This window comes from Nonomuraea salmonea (genome assembly GCF_042428605.1).
Taxonomy (GTDB): domain Bacteria; phylum Actinomycetota; class Actinomycetes; order Streptosporangiales; family Streptosporangiaceae; genus Nonomuraea; species Nonomuraea salmonea.
Genome location: NZ_JBHMCF010000013.1, coordinates 207,804 through 225,294 on the forward strand (window position 1 = coordinate 207,804; position 17,491 = coordinate 225,294).

The window sequence follows — 17,491 nt, forward strand, 5'->3', positions numbered from 1 at the left end:
GCGTCACGAGCGGGTGATCGCCGAGACCAGCTCCTCCAGCAGCCGCACCACGCCGTCGGGGCCGTCCACCACCAGGTCGGCGCGCTCCGCGAGCGCGGTGACCTCGGTCGAGCCGCTGCACACGGTCACGCCGGGGAGGCCGGACGCGCGTACGGCGTCGAACGCCGCCAGGTCACCGAGGTCGTCGCCGACGAACATGACCGAGCGCGCCTCCCGCTCCGTGAGGAACAGGCCGAGCGCGTGGCCCTTGTCCATGCCCGGCGGCCGCAGCTCCAGCACCATGCGGCCGGGCTCGATGACCAGCCCGTGCTTGTCGGCCAGCTTGGCGAGCGGCTCGCGCAGCGCGGCGAGCGCGCCCTCCGGGTCGGGGCTGCGCCTGGTGTGGACGGCCACGGCCCGCCCCTTGTCCTCGATGCGCACGCCCTGCACGCCCAGCGATTCGAGCAGCAGCGGCAGCTCGGCCTCCGCGTTGGGGACGCCGGGCGGCGGCGGGGGCGCGGAGACGCGGCCGTCCTCCCAGCGTTCGAAGCCGTAGTGGCCGAGCACCACCAGGCCGGGCACGTCGGCCAGGCCGGGTCCGAGCGCCAGGGCGGTGGCCGGGGGCCTGCCGGTCACGATGGCCACCGCTCCGACGCGGGCGCCCAGCTCGGCGAGTACGCCGGGCGCCTTCGGATGGATCACGGCCTGGGCGGGGTCGGGCACGATCGGCGACAGGGTGCCGTCGAAGTCGAGCCCGATCACGGCGCCCGCCGGATCGTGCACGATCGCTTCCATTCCAGGGATGTTCTTCACTCGGCTGCCGTACCCAGACGGTCAGGGACGCATGCCGAGCCTTCTGGCCGCACGGTCGCGCCGGCGCGTGGATCGTAATCTGCGCAGCCGCTTGACCAGCATCGGGTCCTGCTCCAGCGCCTCCGGCCGGTCGATCAGCTCACCGAGGAGCTGGTAGTAGCGCGTGGCGGAGAAGCCGAACGTCTCCTTGATGGCGTGCTCCTTCGCGCCCGCGTAGCGCCACCATTGGCGTTCGAAGGCGAGGAGATCGAGATCGCGTTGTGAGAGTGGTTGTCGGGACGGTTCCTGGGCAGCATTGTCATCGCTGAGCGGTGCTCCCATGGTGTCCTCCTCGAAAGGGGCGGGCGACGATCTCGCCGCCCGCACGCGGCCCGTTCGCCATCGTAATGTGCGGAGTGCGGCTGTTCACGACGGATTGGGAGACGTACAGTCACCAGATGTGACCTCTGTCATCACGCTCCTCACCGACTACGGGTTAGAGGATGGATATGTGGCGGCCTGTCATGGAGTGATCGCCGGGATAGCCCCTGAGGCCCGGGTGATCGACGTCTGTCACCTCATCCCGGCCGGCGATGTGCGGCGCGGCGCGGCGGTTCTGGCGCAGACCATCCCGTACCTCCCCGAGGGTATCCACATCGGTGCGGTCGATCCCGGGGCGGGTGGCGCGCGGCGGGCGGTGGCCGTCGAGGCGGGCGGCCGGGTGTTCATCGGGCCCGACAACGGGTTGCTGTCGTGGGCGGTGCACGCCAGCGGCGGCGCGCGGGCGGCGTACGAGATCACCAACGACGCCTACTTCCTGCGGCCTGCCTCGCCGACGTTCCCCGGGCGTGATGTGTTCGCTCCCGTGGCCGGGCGGCTCTACGGCGGGCTGCCCGCGGCCGAGCTGGGGCCGCGGCTGCCGGTGTCGCGGCTGGTCACGCTGCCCGAGCCGACCACGCTGCTGCGCGACGGCTCGGTGGAGGGCGAGGTGGTCTCGGTCGACCGCTACGGCAACACGCAGCTGTCGATCGGGGCCGGCGACCTGCGGTCGCTGGGCGTGCGGGTGGGCGACACGCTCGGGGTGTGGCTGGGGCGGCGGCAGCTCGCGCTGCCGTACCGGGAGACGTACGCGGCGGTGCCGCCGGGCGAGCTGGTGGCGTTCGCGGACTCGGCGGGGCTGATCGCGATCGCGGTCAACTGCGGTGACGCGGCCCAGCGGCTGGGCCTGCCACCCGGTGCACATGTCCGACTTTCCCCCTCTCCATAGGACAAACCGGAACTACTCCGCGTATCGGTCTGTTTACTGAAGCGTCCGTCCGTCGGCGTATCCGCGTGTCAGAATGCGAGCTGATCGGAGGCCCCTCCCCTCCCGCTCGAGGTCGACGTGTTCCAGTTGTCCGTTGTGCTGTCCTTCCTGCTGTCCGTGACCTGGCCCGCTCCCGTCCCGCCCGTGTCCGAGCGCTGGCGCGCCTGGCCGGTGACGCGCATCTTCCCCGCCACGGTGCCGGGGCACAGCCCCTCCGGGGCGCGGGTCACGTACGTGCTGGCCGGGGTCGCCCCCGAGGCCGCCTGCCCGGCCGCCTTCCATGCCGCGGCCGTGCTGCCCTACCGGCCCTACTGCCGCGTCGCCTTACGCGCCACCTACTCCGACAGCACCCAGACCTTCGTCGTCACCGCCGGCATCGCCGTGCTCGACCGGCCGGGATTCTCCCTCCACGGCTCGGGGCGGCCCGCGACCGTGCGGCCCGCGGCGTTCCCCGGCGGGCCCGCCGCCCGCTTCGGCGACCGCCAGTACGTCACCGGCGTCGTGCTCGGCTCCCCCGGGCGCTACCTGGTGGCGACGGCGGCCGGGTACGCCGACGGGCGGGCCTACCGTCCCGGCGACCCCGTGCCCTCCCGCCTGTGCGCCGCCGCCCGCCAGGTCGCCACGTCGCTGCACCGGGCGCTGACGCGATGAGGCGGATCGCCGTACCGGTCCTGCTGACCGTGCTGCTGTCGGGCCCCGTACCGGCCCTGGCGGGGGACGGCAGCGACGAGATGGCCGCCGCCGCGAGGGCCGGGCAGTGGCAGCTCCGCGCGCTGCGCCTGCCCGACGCCTGGCGCACCAGCAAGGGCGAGGGCGTCACGGTCGCGGTGCTCGACACCGGCGTCAACCCCGGGCACCCCGACCTGCGGGGCGCCGTCATCGAGGGTCCCGACCTCACCGACCCCGGCGGGGACGGGCGCGGGTGGGGCCCCCACGGCACCGCGATGGCCGGGCTGATCGCCGGGCGCGGGCACGGCGAAGGCGGCAAGGGCGGCGTGCTCGGCGTGGCGCCGGCCGCCACGGTGCTGTCGATCAGAGTCACTCTGGAGAACGGCGACCCGCGCCGCGCCCACCGGCAGCCCGGCTGGCGCGACGCGCTGGCCAGGGGCATCAGGTACGCCGCCGACCACGGCGCGGGCGTGATCAGCATGTCGCTGGGCGGCGGCAGCGGCGCGTGGGAGGGCTCGGCCGCCGAGGAGGAGGCCGTCCAGTACGCCATCGGCAAGGGCGCGGTGCTCGTGGCGTCGTCGGGCAACGACGGGGCCGCGGCGAACAGGAAGAACTTCCCCGCCGCCTACCCCGGCGTGATCGCCGTGGGCGCGGTGGACCGCCGGGGCAGGGTGGCCCGTTTCTCCAACCGGCAGGACTACGTGTCGGTGGTCGCGCCGGGCACGGACATCGTGACGGCCGACGGCGGCGACTCGTACGTGGTGGGCGACGGCACCAGCTCGGCCGCCGCCATGGTGGCGGGCATCGCGGCGCTGATCAGGTCGGCGCATCCGCACCTGTCGCCGTACCACGTGCGGCTGGCGATCGAGGAGGGCACCAGGCGCCGGCCCTGTGACGGCTACAGCCCGGCCTACGGGCACGGGGTGGCGGACGCGGCGCTGGCGCTGCGCGAGGCCGCCCGGCTGGCCGCGCCCGCCGTCATACCGCCGCTGCCGGGGCCCTACTTCGGCGACGGGCCCTATCCGGCGTCCAGGACGGCGGTGGTGGCGGGGATGGTGCTGCTGGTGGTCGTGATGTCGGGGTGGGTGGTGCTGCGCTCGCGGGAGCGGCGGAGGGATTCAACCTAGCAAGCGCTTGTGTGATACTCCGAGCTATGACGTACGCGATCGACGGCTGGTTCGCGGTCGAGCCCGGCGGTGTCCGCCTGCTCGGCACCCGGTGCGCGGGCTGCGGCACCGTCTGCTTCCCGCCCCGCCGGGACTCCTGCCCCAACCCGCGCTGCGAGGTCACCGACATGGAGGAGACCCTGCTGCCCAGGCGCGGGCGGGTCTGGTCGTACACCAACGCCTGCTACCCGCCGCCCGCGCCGTACGTGGCGGCGCAGCCGTACGAGCCGGTCACGCTCGCCGCGGTCGAGCTGGACGAGGTCGGCATCGTCGTGCTCGGCCAGGTCAAGGGCCTGACGGTGGAGCAGCTCGCGGTGGGCATGGAGCTGGAGCTGACCTCGGGCGAGCTGGCCGACGGGCCGCTGATGTGGATGTGGGGGCGGGCCTCATGAACGTGGCCGTGCTGGGCACCGGGATGCACCCGTGGGGCAAGTGGGGCCGGCCCTTCCTGGAGTACGGCCTGGCCGCCGCCCGCGCCGCCCTCGACGACGCCGGGCTGGCCTGGACCGACGTGCAGTTCGTCGTCGGGGCCGACACGATCAGGAACGGCTATCCCGGCTTCGTCTCCGGCGCCTCCTACGCCAGGGCGCTCGGCTGGTCGGGCGCCAGGGTCGCCTCCTGCTACGCGGCCTGCGCGTCGGGGGCGCAGGCGCTGGACATCGCGCGTACCAGGATCCTCGCCGGGCTCTGCGACGTCGCGCTGGTGATCGGCGCGGACGCGGCGCCGAAGGGCTTCTTCACCCCCGTCGGCGGCGAGCGGCCCGACGACCCCGACTGGCTGCGTTTCCGGCTGCTCGGCGCGACCAACCCGGCGTACTTCGCGCTCTACGCCCGCCGCCGCATGGCCCTGCACGGCTCGACCCCTGCCGACTTCGCCGCCGTCAAGGTCAAGAACGCGCTGGCCGGCTCGCTCAACCCGATGGCCCGCTACCGCAAGCCGGTGACCGCCGAGCAGGTGCTGGCCTCCCCCATGGTGGCCGATCCGCTGCGGCTCATGGACGTCTGCGCCACCTCCGACGGGGGCGCGGCGGTGGTGCTGGCGTCGGAGTCGTACGCGCGCCGCCACGGCGTCGCCGCCCCCGTCCGCCTGGCGGCCGTCTCCACGGTCACCCCCGTCTTCCCCAACACGGTGCTGGAGCTGCCCGACTTCGCGACCGACTCGTGCGCCGCCGTGCCGCCGCCCGAGCGTCCGTTCCGCGCCTCGATCGCGTACGCCGCCTACGAGGAGGCCGGCATCGGCCCTGAGGACGTGTCGCTGGCCGAGGTCTACGACCTGTCCACGGCGCTGGAGCTGGACTGGATGGAGGACGTCGGGCTCTGCCCGCCCGGCGAGGCCGACAAGCTGCTCAGGGACGGGCAGACCGCCCTGGGCGGCCGGATCCCGGTGAACCCGTCCGGCGGCCTGGCCTCCTTCGGCGAGGCCGTGCCCGCCCAGGCCATCGCCCAGCTCTGCGAGCTGACCACGCAGCTGCGCGGCCGGGCCGGCGCCCGCCAGATGCCCGGCGCCCGCGTCGGCCTCGCGGCCAACCAAGGGCTGTTCGGCCACGGCTCCGCGCTGATCGTCACCGCCTGAGCATGCGAAACGCCCCAGGGAGCAGGTCCCCGGGGCGTTTCAGGTGGTTCTAACCAGATCTAACCTACGTGCACCACGTCGTGCGTCTCGGCGAAGTGGCAGGCGCTGGCATGGCCCGTACCGGGCCTGATCTGCAGCAGCGGCTCCTCCTCCGCGCAGATCTCCTGCGCCTTCCAGCACCGCGTACGGAACCGGCAGCCGCTCGGCGGGTTGGCCGGCGAGGGCGGGTCGCCCTGGAGAATGATCCGCTCCCGCTGCTCGCGCCCGTCAGGGTCGGGCACCGGCACCGCCGACAGCAACGCCTGCGTGTAGGGGTGCGCGGGACGGTCGTAGATCTCGGCGTCCTTGCCCAGCTCCACGAACTTGCCCAGGTACATCACGCCCACCCGGTCGGAGATGTGGCGCACCACCGACAGGTCGTGGGCGATGAAGATGTACGCGAGACCGAACTCGCTCTGCAGCCGCTCCAGGAGGTTGATCACCTGCGCCTGGATCGACACGTCGAGCGCGGAGACCGGCTCGTCACAGACGATGATCTCCGGCTGCAGCGCCAGGCCGCGGGCGATGCCGATGCGCTGCCGCTGGCCGCCGGAGAACTGGTGCGGGTAGCGGTTGATGTGCTCGGGGTTGAGCCCGACCACCTCCAGCAGCTCCTGCACCTTCTTGCGCCGGTCACCCTTGGGTGCGACCTCGGTGTGGATCTCGTACGGCTCGCCGATGATGTCGCCGACGGTCATCCGGGGGTTCAGCGAGGTGTACGGGTCCTGCATCACCATCTGGATGTTGCGGCGCATGCGCTTGAGCTCGCCGCCCCTGGCCTTGGCGATGTCCCGGCCGTTGATCTTCACCGAGCCCGACGTCGGCCGCTCCAGCGCCATCAGCACCTTGGCCAGCGTGGACTTGCCGCAGCCCGACTCGCCCACGATGCCCAGCGTCTCGCCCTTGTTCAGGTCGAACGAGACGCCGTCCACGGCCTTGATCGCGCCGACCTGCTTCTTGAGGACGATCCCCTGCGTCAGCGGGAAGTGCTTGACCAGGTCACGCACCTCGAGGATGGTCTCACTGCCGCTCGCCATCGAGGACCTCCCTCCAGTAGTGGCAGGCGCTGCCGCGAGTGCCGCTGATCTCGTAGAGCGGGGGGGCGTCGGTCAGGCAGTTGTCCTGACGGAACGGGCACCGGGGGTGGAACGAGCACCCCTTCGGCAGGTTCAGCAGGTTGGGGGGCAGGCCCTTGATCGCGTACAGGTCCTGGCCCTTGAGGTCGACCCTGGGGATCGAGTCGAGCAGGCCCTTGGTGTACGGGTGGGCGGGGGTCTTGTAGATGTCGAACACGGGGGCGTGCTCGACGATGCGGCCGGCGTACATGACCGCGATCTTGTCGGCCACGTCGGCCACGACGCCGAGGTCGTGGGTGATGAGGATCAGGCCCATCTGGCTCTCGCGCTGCAGCTCGGCCAGCAGCTCCATGATCTGCGCCTGCACGGTCACGTCGAGCGCCGTGGTCGGCTCGTCGGCGATCAGCACCTCGGGGTCGAGGGCGATCGACATCGCGATCATGATGCGCTGCCGCATGCCGCCCGAGAACTGGTGCGGGTAGTCGTTCACCCGCTGCCGCGCGGCCGGGATGCGGACCCGGTCCATCAGCTCCACGGCCTTCTTCATGGAGTCGGCCTTGGACATGCCCCGGTGCACCCGGAACATCTCGCTGATCTGCCAGCCCACGGTGAACACCGGGTTGAGCGCGGACAGCGCGTCCTGGAAGATCATCGCGATCCGCTGGCCGCGGACCTGCGTACGGGCCTCCTCCGACAGCTTGAGCAGGTCGGTGCCCCTGAAGCGGATCTCCCCCTTGGGGATGACCGCCGGAGGCATGTCGAGGATGCCCATGATGGCCTGCGCCGTCACGGACTTGCCCGAACCCGACTCGCCCAGCACCGCGAGCGTCTCGCCTGGGTTGACCGTGTAGCTCACGCCGTTGACGGCTCGTACGATGCCGGCCCGCGTGTGGAACTCCACGTGCAGGTCCTCCACCGCGAGCAGCGGTCCGTCGCCCGGCCCTCCCTCGGCGGGCAACACATCCGAAGACGTCTTCTTCACTTGATCCCCCCTTCTACCTGAGCTTCGGGTCGAGCGCGTCGCGCACCGCGTCGCCCAGCATGATGAACGCGAGCACGGTGATGCTCAGGAACACGGCGGGGAACACCAGCGGCAGCGGCGCCTCCAGGAACCTGTTGCGCGCGTCGGCGATCATCAGGCCCCATGAGATGTCCGGTGACTGCACGCCCACGCCCAGGAACGACAGCGCCGCCTCGGCGGCGATGAAGCTGCCCAGGTTGATCGTGGCGACCACGATGACCGGCGCCAGCGAGTTCGGCAGCAGGTGACGGAACATGATCCGGCTCGACCCCGCGCCCAGTGCTCTGGCGGCGACCACGAAGTCCTGGCTCTTCGCGGTGATCACCGCCGCTCGCATGATCCGGAACACCATCGGCCAGCCGAGCACCGTCAGCGCCACGATCACCAGCAGGATGCTGTTGGCCTTGCCGCGGAAGGTGGCCGCGATCAGCAGCGCGCCGAGGATCGACGGGATGGCGAAGAAGATCTCCGTCAGCCGCGAGGCGATCGTGTCGGTAACGCCGCCGCGGAAGCCGGCGATGATGCCGAGCAGACCGCCGATGATCGTCGTCATGAGCGTGGTGAACACGCCGATGACGATCGAGTTGCGGGCGCCGTAGATGGTCCGCGCGTAGACGTCGCAGCCCAGGTTGTCGCGGCCGAACAGGTGGCCGGGCCCGGGGCCCTGCCGCGCCGTCGACAGGTCACAGGTCCTGGCGTTGTACGGGTCGATCGCGCTGAACAGCGACGGCCAGAACGACATGACGAGCAGCACCAGGATGATGATCACCGAGATGATGAACATCGGCCGGCGCCGCAGGTCGTGCCAGGCGTCGGTCCACAGGCTGGCGGGCTTGCCGCCCTTGCCCTCGGCGCCCTCGGTGTCGGGCGCCGCGGGGGCGACCGTGTCGGGTACGAGCGTCTGCGTCTCCGGGAGTCCAGGCCCGCCCGGCGGGGTTGGGTTACTCATAGCGGATCCTCGGGTCGAGCACGGCGTACAACAAGTCGACGATCAGGTTGGCCAGGATGTAGATCAGCACCAGGATGGTGACGATCCCGACGACAACCGGCTGCTCACGCAAGTAAACCGAGGTGAAGAGCTGGTTGCCGATCCCTTGGAGGTTGAAGATCGTCTCCGTGATCACCGCGCCGCCCATCAGGTTGCCGAGGTCGGCGCCCAGATAGGTGACCAGCGGGATCAGGGCGTTGCGCAGGCCGTGCCTGCCGATGACGCGCCGCCTGGGCAGACCCTTGGCGATCGCCGTGCGGATGTAGTCCGCTCTCAGGGTCTCCACCAGGCTCGTCCTGGTGAGCCTGGTGAGGTACGCGACGGACACGCCGGCCAGCACGAAGCCGGGCAGGAGATAGCTGCGCAGCCCTGCGAACGTACCCGCGACGGGGAAGATGTCCAGCCCGGTCCACTGCTTGAGCTGCACACCCAGGACGAGCTGCAGCACGAAGCCGGTCACCAGCGTGGGCACCGAGATCAGCAGCAGCGTGGAGGCGAGGATGGCGGTGTCGGTGGCCCTGCCGCGGCGCAGCGCCGCCCACAGGCCCAGACCCACACCGAGGAGCGCCTCGATGATCAGGGCGGTCAGCGCCAGGTTCAGCGTGACCTGGAACTTGCCTGCCAGCATTTCCGAGACGGGCACGTCGGCGAAGTTGACGCCGAAGTCGCCCCTGAAGAGCACGCCGCTGATGTAGTGCCAGTACTGCAGGAGCAGCGGATCGTTGAGGTGATACTGCTCGCGCAGCACCTCGGCCACGGCCGGATCCGGCCGCTTGTCCCCGAACAGTGCCGCGATGGGGTCGCCGGGCAGCGCGAAGACGATGCAGAAGATGAGTAGCGTGGCGCCGAGCAGGACGGGTATCGCCTGAATCAAGCGCCTGATGACATATCGGCCCATTAAGCCCTCCGGTACACACTTGGAGGCAGCCCTCGGAGTCCGTGATTTACCCGGTCCGAGTGACTGCCTCCAAGCTCAGCCCTCCGACGGGCGGGTGGCAAGAGCCACCCGCCAGGCGAACGACGTCAGGCCTTCTCGATGTCGGCCCATTCAACCTGGTTCAGCAGGTTGAGCTTGACGTTCTTGACCTTCGTGGAGTGGCCGAAGTTGCTCCGGTAGAAGTAAACCGGGATGTAGGGCAGGTCCTTCAGCAGGATGTCGTCGGCCTGCTGGTAGAACTTCAGACCCTCGGCGGCGTCGGCGGCCTGGTCGCCCTTGGCCACCAGGTCGTCGAAGTCCTTGTTGGAGTAACCACCGTAGTTCGACCCGGTGTCGATGGCGCCGGTGCCGAAGATCGGGGTCAGGTAGTTCTCGGCCGAGGGGTAGTCGATGGCCCAGCCCATACGGAACAGGCCCTTGTACTCCTTGGCGTCCAGGGCGTCCAGGATGCCCTGGAACTTCTCGAACGGCTTCGGCGTGACCTCGATGCCCAGGTTCGCCCGCAGGTTGTTGGCGACGGCCTCGATCCACTCCTTGTGGCCACCGTCGGCGTTGTAGCCGAGCTCGATGGTCTTCGGGCCGTTCGCGGACTCGTACAGCTTCTTGGCCTCGGCCGGGTTGTACGTGCACGCCTCGCAGGCGCCCTGGCGGTAGCCGGGGATGGCCGGGTTGATGAAGTCGTCCGCGGGGGCGCGAGTGCCGGAGAAGACCGTGTCGGCGATGGTCTTCCTGTCGATGGCCATCGAGATGGCCTTGCGGATGTCGACGTTCTCGAAGTCCTTGTTGTACTTCAGCGGGACGCCGATGTAGCCGATGGCCGCGTCGGGCTCGTCGAAGTAGCGGTCGCCGAGCACGGACTTGGCCGTGGCGATGGCGGTCGCGGGCAGGGAGTCGTGGATGTCGAGGTTCTCGGCCTGAAGGTCGTTCCACGCGGTCTCGGAGCTGGTGTAGACCTTGAACTGGAGCTTCGTCCAGCCCGTGGGCTTCTTGCCCGGGTACTTGTCGTAGACCGACAGCTCGACCGTCGGGTCGGTGCCCTTCTTGTACGGCTTGTCCATCTTGAACAGGCCCTGGCCGATCGGCTTCTCGCCGTACTCCTGGGTGATCTTGCCGTCGGAGCCGATCGCCGATTCCGGCATCGGGTAGAAGGCGGTGTAGCCCAGCATGGTCTTGAACTGAGAGAACGGCGCGGTCAGGGTGACTTCGAGCGTGAGGTCGTCGACGACCTTCAGGCCCTTCATCTCCTTGGCCGTCGGCGTCTTGCCCTCACCCGGGTGCACGTCCTCGTAGCCGTCGATCCGGCCGAAGAAGTAGGACGAGCCCATGGCGTTGTCCTGCAGAGCGGCGTAGTTCCACGCACGGGCGTAGTCGGCGGCCTTGACGGGGGTGCCGTCGTGCCAGGTGTAACCCGACTTCAGCTTGATCGTCCAGACCTTGCTGTCTTCCGTGGTGACCGACTCGGCGGCCTCCTCGACCGGCTGCTTGCTCTCGTCGTAGCTGACGAGCGGCGAGAAGATCGCGGCGAGAACCTCGGAGCCCTCGGTCTCGGTCGTGTTCTGCGGGTTCAGGAGCTCCTGAGGCTCACCGATTTCCATGCGGACCGGCGTTTCTGCGCCGCCCGCGGCAGTGCCACCGTTGTCCGAGGCACCGCCGCCACACGCGGCAACCGCGAGGGCGAGCAGCGCGGTACCGGCGACGATCTGTGCGCCCTTAGTAACACGCATGGTGAAAGAATTCCTCCCTCTACAGGTGGGCGCCAAGCGCTGAGCTGCGGTGATCGTGAGCAGCCTGACGGGGAGTTCCTGGTATCCCCCCGGATTTGGCTGACATGGTCAAACCAGCCGACGCCCTGCCAGTCGATCGCGACTATCCCTTACTACTTGCCACCAGGGAGTCTCTGGCGCGTTGCAGTTCGGTCACACGTGTGCCTATCCAGCGTCACAGACAATCGGCCTGATGCCTCGCAAATGGTACAGAACACCGCAGACCGGCCGGGCCTGGACGTGAACAGTCGATGAAAATTACCCCCTACATGACCGTGGTCGTGCCTCCGCCCACGCGGCCCGGCTCCCTGAGCTACGGTTGACCAGGTCTTGGTGACGCCTTGGAACCCGGCGCCACCGAAGACCGTCCAACAGTCTGTCGTCGACCCGTACGACAGGCACCCCACCACCCGGGATCCAATAGAGTCCTTGCCATGAGCCAGCCGGAATCCGCTGTCGCGGACGCCCAGGCGGGCGGCCGAAGCGGGCAGGAGCCGCTGGCCAAGCTCGCCAAGAGATACGGGCTTCGCCGTGCCATCGCGCGGCCGAGGTTCCCGGTATATCTGCGCCAGCTGTGGGAGCGGCGACACTTCATCCTGACGTACGCGACCTCGCGCAACGTCTCGAAATACTCCAGCTCCACGCTCGGTCAGCTGTGGCAGGTGCTGACCCCGCTGCTCAACGCCGCCATCTACTTCGTGATGTTCGGTCTCATCCTGGGCGGCGGCAAAGGCATCGAGGACTACCCGGCGTTCCTGCTGACCGGGATGTTCATCTTCACCTTCACCCAGCGCACGGTCACCGCCGGGGCCAAGTCGATCTCCGGCAACCTGTCGCTCATCAGGGCGCTGCACTTCCCGCGGGCCTCGCTGCCGCTGGCGTACACGATCCAGGAGCTGCAGCAGCTCGCCATCTCCATGGGCGTGCTCCTCGTCCTGTTGGTCATCATGGGACAGATGCCCACGTGGTTCTGGCTCATGATCCCCGTGGTGCTCGCGCTGCAGACGCTGTTCAACATCGGGGCCGGCCTCATCGTCGCCCGCCTCGGCGCCACGATGCGCGACCTCAACCAGCTGCTGCCGTTCATCACCCGCACCTGGCTCTACGCCTCCGGCGTCTTCTTCTCCATCCAGGACAAGGTGGTCGGCTCGGCGGAGCTGCCCCAGTGGGTGGCCAACGTGATGTATCTCAACCCGGCGGCGTCGTTCATCGAGTGGATGCGCGAGATCCTCATCCACAGCTACAGGCCGGAGTTCGGCCACCACCCGCCACCGATGGTGTGGATGTCTTGCGTATTCTGGGCGGTGTTCGCACTCGGCTTCGGCTTCTGGTACTTCTGGCGGTCCGAGGAGAGGTACGGGCGTGGCTGAACTGACCAAGGAGCTGTCACAGGTGAAGGGCGACAAGCCCGCCGTCCCCGGCAAGGACGCCAAGAAGCGTCCCACCCCGGAGCCTTCGAGCAAGCGGCCCCTCGACGTGCCCACGGGCACGCCCACGGTCATCGTCGACGACCTCCACATCGTCTACCGCGTCTACGGCGCCGCCTCCGACGCCGAGAAGGGCAACGCGGTCAACGCCCTCACGCGCATACTCAGGCGCCAGGGCCGCCCGCAGATGAAAGAGGTCCACGCGGTCAAGGGCGTGACGTTCGTCGCCTACCACGGCGACGCCATCGGCATCGTCGGCCGCAACGGCTCCGGCAAGTCCACGCTGCTGCGCGCCATCGCCGGCCTGCTGCCCCCGCACAAAGGAGCCGTCTACACCGACGGCCAGCCCTCGCTGCTCGGCGTCAACGCCGCTCTGATGCGCGAGCTGACCGGTGAGCGCAACATCGTCCTCGGCTGTTACGCCATGGGCATGACGCCCGCCGAGGTCAGGGAGAAATACCAGGAGATCGTCGACTTCTCCGGCATCGACGAGTTCGTCCAGCTGCCGATGTCCACCTACTCCTCCGGCATGGGCGCCCGCCTGCGCTTCGCCATCTCCTCCGCCAAGACCCACGACGTCCTCCTCATCGACGAGGCGCTGGCCACCGGCGACCGCGAGTTCCGCAAGAAGAGCGAGGCCCGCATCCGCCAGATCCGCGAGTCGGCCGGCACCGTCTTCCTCGTGGCCCACGACCTCAGGGTCATCGAGGAGACCTGCAACCGGGTCATCTGGCTGCACAAGGGCAAGATCAGGATGGACGGCGACCCGAAGGAAGTCATCGCCGCCTACAACAAGGGCTGACCTTCTCGCTTCCCGCCCCCTGCACGACGATCGTGCAGGGGGTTCGTTCTTGTGTACGAAACGTGTGCGACGCGAGGGGCAAAAGACTGACAGCGCGGCGGGGGTTCCGCTAAGATTCGAACGTCAATTCGATCCGAGGAACGGTGATGGAGTGGGGGCTCGCGATGGGAGAGCTTTCGGCCGCGATTGACCACCTGGCCACCGAGGATGTGTCCGAGATCCCGCGGATCCAACTGGCCGAGCAGCTGCTGGAGCTGCACTGGCAGATGGCCCGCCTACAAGCCCAGATAGCCCGCCGCACCGGCGTCCGCCTCCCCTGACCACCCACCCGGGCCGCCGCAGCACCCCGTTCGAGGGGCCGTACGCGCTCTGGACGCCCGAGCGGCCGGAGAGCCTCGGGAGATGAGGCACCACAGCCGCCAAGGCCCCAGCACCCACCACAGCGCCGCCCACCCCACCACCCCCACGCTCTCCACCCACCCCCGAGGACGAGGAAGGCGAGGCTCGGCACGGCATGCGAAAGCCGCCGACCCCCCTGAGGGTCGGCGGCGGGGCGGGGCACGGCATGCGAAAGCCGCCGACCCCTGAGGGTCGGCGGCGGGGCGGGGCTCGCGTGGCGCCGCTGCCCTGCAGTGGCGGCGCCGTACGCGAGCACGCCCGGGGCGAGGGCGCGTCCGCCCTGGCCCGTCAGTCGGACCGCCCGCGTGCCGCGGAGGTCCTCGTCATCTCTGCGCGTCAGTGCCTCAGGCGCCCGGCACCTGGGAGCATCCTGAACGGCCTGCCGCACCCGGCCACGACGCCCGCAACCTCCACCAAGGGAGGCACCGCGCCGACCGGAGAAGCACCCGCCCTGACGACCGGCCCCAGGAGGGGCACCGCGCCGGGCGGTCGAGCAGCCGCCGTGGCGGTCGGACCCTCCGGAGAGGGCACCGCGCCCGGCGGTCAAGAGTCCGCCGTGGCGGCCGGTCTTCCACCAGGGAACACCGGGACCTGCCGCGGTGGTGGCGTCCCGCCGAGGGAGCGCCGGAGCCGCCGGAGGGGGAATCCGCCACGGCAGCCGGCGATCGCGCCGGGGAACACCGGATTCAGCTGGAGGGGAGCCCGTTGCGGGGGCCTGGGAGGCGGGTCGTGCAATTCCGGCGGTCGGATGCACGGGCGTCGGCACCTTTGACGTCCGCGTCCCTTCATGCCGGTTCAAGGACGAGCCCGCGCTCACCCCCGGCCCGCGAGGGCTAGTGGTGGGCGGTGACGCCGCGCACCGAGCCGGTCAGCGCGTCGGCGGTCCAGCCCAGGGCGGTGACCACGTCGCTGTAGGAGCCCGCGGCCTTGGTCCCACGGGTGGCGACGAAGGCGGCGGTGTCCTCGACCAGCGGCGCGAGCTCGTCCATGGCGACGGCCTGCGTCGTGCCCGGCACCGCCTCGACGACCGGCGCCACCTCGGCGGGCGCGACCCGGCCGACGACCGGCGACAGCCGGCCGCTCGTGGCGTGCGGCAGCGCCCGCGCGGCCGCGTCGCTGAGCCCGGCCACGAACGAGTCGGCCGAGACGGCCCGCAGGCCGGAGGTCGCACTGTTGACGGTCTTGGCCGTGACGCCGCTGGTGTCGGCGATGCTGCTGCCGGAGGCCGGCAGCAGACCGGCGCCGGGCAGGCGGCCGAGCGCACCGCCGACGGGCGAGGCGAGCACGCCGTTGACCGTGCTGAGCGCCGGGGCGGCGCCCTGGGCGCGGCCGGACTTGACGGACGGCTGCGCCATGCGCGCCGCGCCCAGCAGGGGCAGCGACGAGGTGAGGGCGCCGCCGCCGAACGGCATGCTGGAGACGATGGGCGACAGCTCAGGCATGGGCCCGCCGGTACGCGTGATGTCCTCGAACCCGTTGCCCCTGGCCTCGGCCTGCTGCTGCATCCGCATCTCGTTGAGCCGGTCGCGCTCGACCTCGCTCATCTGGCCGGACGGGGCGGCCGCGGACTTGGCCTTGCTCCCGGGGAGCAGGCCGCCCAGCAGGTCGCCGCCGACCAGGCCACCGAGGAGGCCGCCGAGCGGGCTTGCTCCAGTGGTGCCCCCGCCGTCGACCGGCGCGTGCGCGGCGGTCTCTGATTGAACATCGGCTTGCGCCGGCACGGCCATGGCCGCCGCCGCCAAGCCGAAAGCTGTGACGGCCAGGGCCGTCTTGACTACTCGATTCATGATTGCCTTCCCGGCTCGTGATCGATCGCTCTCGAATGCGATGGAAATGCGAATCGATAACCCCCGTATGCCGTCGCGTACGCGCTATGGGCACCACACTGAGCGTGTCGCCACGGCTGAGCTACGAAAGCAGTTCTACCACTCGCCCGGAGTGGCCGCAGGCGCATGAATGCCCATGTAGCAGGGGTTTGCAGCCCGGTTACCGAGTAAAGGGGGAGCGTTGAGCGGGGAGACAAAACGGGATTCAGGCGGCCTTGTTCACGATAAAGCGCGGACAAGACCGCACGAAGTCGGAAGCGCCCCGGCGGCCCGTGAACAAAGGGTCGCGAAAACAAATGTCACGGGCCGGGGGCGCGGTTTTTCTGTGGTCGCGGTGGACGCGCGCGACCGCCGTCAGGCGGGCAGCAGGTCGTCCGCGCTCTCGAACGGGAAACGGTCGGCGAAGGCCGGCCGCAGGTCGGTCAGCCAGACCGCCGACGGGTCGTAGCGGGCGAAGAAGGGCCGCCCCACCAGCGACGGGTCGCGGGCCTGGATGAAGTGGAGCATGAACACCTTCTCGCCGGCGATCTCGGTGACGCCGTCGACGCAGACCTTGCCCGGCGTGGCCGACATGGACGGCCCACGCACCGTACGGCAGAGGCCGGAGACCGAGGAGTAGGCGTCCCTGAAGATCTCGTACGCCCGCGCCAGCGGGACCGCGAAGTAGTCCTGGGGGCCCGTGTCGCGCTCGACGAACATGTAGTAGGGGATCATCCCCATCCTGTGCTGCCGCCGCCACATGGACGACCAGGTGGCCGGGTCGTCGTTGATCGACCTGATCAGCGGCGCCTGGGTCCTGATCGTCGCCCCGCTGCCGAGGATGTTCTTGACCGCGGACTCGACCAGCGACGACTCCAGCTCGCGCGGGTGCGAGAAGTGGGCCATGAACGCGAGGTTCTTGCCCTTGGCCACGACCTGCTCGAACAGCCGCATGGTCTCGCCGGCGTCGGGGTCGGTGGTGAAGCGCTGGGGCCAGTAGGCGAGCGCCTTGGTGCCGATCCGGATGGATTCGAGCTGCTCCAGCTCCAGGAGCGGCTCGATGTAGCGCCTGATCACGGGCTCACCCATGATCATCGCGTCACCGCCGGTGATCAGCACGCTGGTCACCTCGGGGTGCTGGCGGAGGTAGCCGACCATCTGGTCGATGTCGTCGGAGGCGAACTTCAGGTCCGCGTCACCGACGAACTGCGCCCACCGGAAGCAGTAGGTGCAGTAGGCGTGGCAGGTCTGCCCCTGTTTGGGGAAGAACAGCACGGTCTCCGGATATTTGTGCTGCATACCAGGGACGGGCTCGTCGCCGATCTTCGGGACGTTGAGCTCCTTCTGGCCTGCGGGGTGCGGGTTGAGCTGGGCGCGTACTCGATTGGCCTCCGCCTGGATCTCGGCGTTCGGCGCCTCGGCCTTGAGCAGGTCGGCCAGCCGGGCGACGTCGGCTGCGGGCAGCATGTCCTCCTGTGGGAAGACCAGCCGGTAAATCGGGTCGTCGGGAGCAGCCGACCAATCTATGAGTTCATCCACGACGTAGGCGTTGGTCCGGAAAGGCAGCACCGTGGCGACGGCGCGCACCTTGAGGCGCTCGTCGTCTCCAAGCCCCGCACGCCGCAGGAGCTCGTCGAGGTGCTTGGACGTGTACGCCCGGAAGCGTCGCGTGCCAGCTTGGTTCAAGATCACTAGGCCTTTCCCATCTTTTTTGTTCGATCGCGTGTAAACCTCACGACCCTGTCGCGC

General features: G+C 69.7%; 17 protein-coding genes. 8 read left to right on the forward strand and 9 right to left on the reverse strand.

Going from position 1 to position 17,491, the window contains the following annotated elements:
* Positions 1-3 precede the first annotated feature (3 nt).
* Positions 4-774, reverse strand: coding sequence for a trehalose-phosphatase (gene otsB / locus ACFFR3_RS18925; RefSeq protein ID WP_345391254.1), 771 nt, complete (start codon positions 772-774; stop codon positions 4-6).
* Between the two features lie 39 nt (positions 775-813).
* On the reverse strand, positions 814-1,113 hold the full coding sequence (locus ACFFR3_RS18930) for a DUF3263 domain-containing protein (RefSeq protein WP_345391257.1): 300 nt from the start codon (positions 1,111-1,113) through the stop codon (positions 814-816).
* A gap of 118 nt (positions 1,114-1,231) precedes the next feature.
* Between ACFFR3_RS18930 and ACFFR3_RS18935 the strand changes: the two genes are divergently transcribed.
* From ACFFR3_RS18935 to ACFFR3_RS18955, 5 genes are all read left to right on the forward strand, one after another.
* Positions 1,232-2,038, forward strand: a complete 807-nt coding sequence (locus ACFFR3_RS18935; protein ID WP_345391260.1) for an SAM hydrolase/SAM-dependent halogenase family protein — start codon at positions 1,232-1,234, stop codon at positions 2,036-2,038.
* A gap of 126 nt (positions 2,039-2,164) precedes the next feature.
* A complete protein-coding gene (locus ACFFR3_RS18940) occupies positions 2,165-2,728 on the forward strand; it encodes a hypothetical protein (protein ID WP_364377498.1) in 564 nt (187 codons plus the stop codon).
* Positions 2,725-3,873 (forward strand): S8 family serine peptidase, encoded by a 1,149-nt coding sequence (locus ACFFR3_RS18945; protein WP_364377500.1) that lies wholly within the window; start codon positions 2,725-2,727, stop codon positions 3,871-3,873. Before ACFFR3_RS18940 ends, ACFFR3_RS18945 begins: the two co-directional genes overlap by 4 nt.
* A 26-nt stretch (positions 3,874-3,899) precedes the next feature.
* Positions 3,900-4,304, forward strand: coding sequence for a Zn-ribbon domain-containing OB-fold protein (locus ACFFR3_RS18950; protein WP_364377502.1), 405 nt, complete (start codon positions 3,900-3,902; stop codon positions 4,302-4,304).
* A complete protein-coding gene (locus ACFFR3_RS18955) occupies positions 4,301-5,485 on the forward strand; it encodes a lipid-transfer protein (protein ID WP_379483539.1) in 1,185 nt (394 codons plus the stop codon). The genes ACFFR3_RS18950 and ACFFR3_RS18955 overlap by 4 nt, the downstream gene beginning before the upstream one ends.
* A gap of 59 nt (positions 5,486-5,544) precedes the next feature.
* Here ACFFR3_RS18955 and ACFFR3_RS18960 read toward each other — a convergent pair whose 3' ends face one another.
* The 5 genes from ACFFR3_RS18960 to ACFFR3_RS18980 form a co-directional block, all read right to left on the reverse strand.
* Positions 5,545-6,561 (reverse strand): ABC transporter ATP-binding protein, encoded by a 1,017-nt coding sequence (locus ACFFR3_RS18960; protein ID WP_364377506.1) that lies wholly within the window; start codon positions 6,559-6,561, stop codon positions 5,545-5,547.
* Positions 6,545-7,582, reverse strand: coding sequence for an ABC transporter ATP-binding protein (locus ACFFR3_RS18965; RefSeq protein ID WP_364377508.1), 1,038 nt, complete (start codon positions 7,580-7,582; stop codon positions 6,545-6,547). Before ACFFR3_RS18965 ends, ACFFR3_RS18960 begins: the two co-directional genes overlap by 17 nt.
* A gap of 13 nt (positions 7,583-7,595) precedes the next feature.
* On the reverse strand, positions 7,596-8,570 hold the full coding sequence (locus tag ACFFR3_RS18970; RefSeq protein ID WP_345391266.1) for an ABC transporter permease: 975 nt from the start codon (positions 8,568-8,570) through the stop codon (positions 7,596-7,598).
* On the reverse strand, positions 8,563-9,507 hold the full coding sequence (locus ACFFR3_RS18975; protein ID WP_345391269.1) for an ABC transporter permease: 945 nt from the start codon (positions 9,505-9,507) through the stop codon (positions 8,563-8,565). The genes ACFFR3_RS18970 and ACFFR3_RS18975 overlap by 8 nt, the downstream gene beginning before the upstream one ends.
* 125 nt (positions 9,508-9,632) lie before the next feature.
* On the reverse strand, positions 9,633-11,141 hold the full coding sequence (locus ACFFR3_RS18980) for a peptide ABC transporter substrate-binding protein (protein ID WP_364377511.1): 1,509 nt from the start codon (positions 11,139-11,141) through the stop codon (positions 9,633-9,635).
* Between the two features lie 602 nt (positions 11,142-11,743).
* Here ACFFR3_RS18980 and ACFFR3_RS18985 point away from each other — a divergent pair.
* The 3 genes from ACFFR3_RS18985 (at position 11,744) to ACFFR3_RS18995 (ending at position 13,858) form a co-directional block, all read left to right on the forward strand.
* A complete protein-coding gene (locus tag ACFFR3_RS18985) occupies positions 11,744-12,679 on the forward strand; it encodes an ABC transporter permease (protein ID WP_345391272.1) in 936 nt (311 codons plus the stop codon).
* Positions 12,672-13,538 carry an ABC transporter ATP-binding protein gene (locus tag ACFFR3_RS18990; protein ID WP_364377513.1) on the forward strand — a complete coding sequence of 289 codons (867 nt, stop codon included), beginning with the start codon at positions 12,672-12,674 and terminating at the stop codon, positions 13,536-13,538. The genes ACFFR3_RS18985 and ACFFR3_RS18990 overlap by 8 nt, the downstream gene beginning before the upstream one ends.
* 164 nt (positions 13,539-13,702) lie before the next feature.
* Positions 13,703-13,858: a hypothetical protein gene (locus ACFFR3_RS18995; protein WP_345391275.1), complete on the forward strand. Its 156-nt coding sequence runs from the start codon at positions 13,703-13,705 to the stop codon at positions 13,856-13,858.
* A gap of 912 nt (positions 13,859-14,770) precedes the next feature.
* Here ACFFR3_RS18995 and ACFFR3_RS19000 read toward each other — a convergent pair.
* Positions 14,771-15,724: a hypothetical protein gene (locus tag ACFFR3_RS19000; protein WP_379483540.1), complete on the reverse strand. Its 954-nt coding sequence runs from the start codon at positions 15,722-15,724 to the stop codon at positions 14,771-14,773.
* A 393-nt stretch (positions 15,725-16,117) separates the two neighbouring features.
* Positions 16,118-17,434, reverse strand: a complete 1,317-nt coding sequence (locus ACFFR3_RS19005) for a KamA family radical SAM protein (protein WP_364377517.1) — start codon at positions 17,432-17,434, stop codon at positions 16,118-16,120.
* Positions 17,435-17,491 lie beyond the last annotated feature (57 nt).

Coding starts and splice junctions, on each gene's coding strand:
- otsB (WP_345391254.1), bottom strand. CDS start 774: ATGGAAGCGATCGTGCACGATCCGGCGGGCGCCGTGATCGGGCTCGAC.
- ACFFR3_RS18930 (WP_345391257.1), bottom strand. CDS start 1,113: ATGGGAGCACCGCTCAGCGATGACAATGCTGCCCAGGAACCGTCCCGA.
- ACFFR3_RS18945 (WP_364377500.1), top strand. CDS start 2,725: ATGAGGCGGATCGCCGTACCGGTCCTGCTGACCGTGCTGCTGTCGGGC.
- ACFFR3_RS18950 (WP_364377502.1), top strand. CDS start 3,900: ATGACGTACGCGATCGACGGCTGGTTCGCGGTCGAGCCCGGCGGTGTC.
- ACFFR3_RS18955 (WP_379483539.1), top strand. CDS start 4,301: ATGAACGTGGCCGTGCTGGGCACCGGGATGCACCCGTGGGGCAAGTGG.
- ACFFR3_RS18960 (WP_364377506.1), bottom strand. CDS start 6,561: ATGGCGAGCGGCAGTGAGACCATCCTCGAGGTGCGTGACCTGGTCAAG.
- ACFFR3_RS18970 (WP_345391266.1), bottom strand. CDS start 8,570: ATGAGTAACCCAACCCCGCCGGGCGGGCCTGGACTCCCGGAGACGCAG.
- ACFFR3_RS18975 (WP_345391269.1), bottom strand. CDS start 9,507: ATGGGCCGATATGTCATCAGGCGCTTGATTCAGGCGATACCCGTCCTG.
- ACFFR3_RS18980 (WP_364377511.1), bottom strand. CDS start 11,141: ATGGAAATCGGTGAGCCTCAGGAGCTCCTGAACCCGCAGAACACGACC.
- ACFFR3_RS18985 (WP_345391272.1), top strand. CDS start 11,744: ATGAGCCAGCCGGAATCCGCTGTCGCGGACGCCCAGGCGGGCGGCCGA.
- ACFFR3_RS18995 (WP_345391275.1), top strand. CDS start 13,703: ATGGGAGAGCTTTCGGCCGCGATTGACCACCTGGCCACCGAGGATGTG.
- ACFFR3_RS19000 (WP_379483540.1), bottom strand. CDS start 15,724: ATGAATCGAGTAGTCAAGACGGCCCTGGCCGTCACAGCTTTCGGCTTG.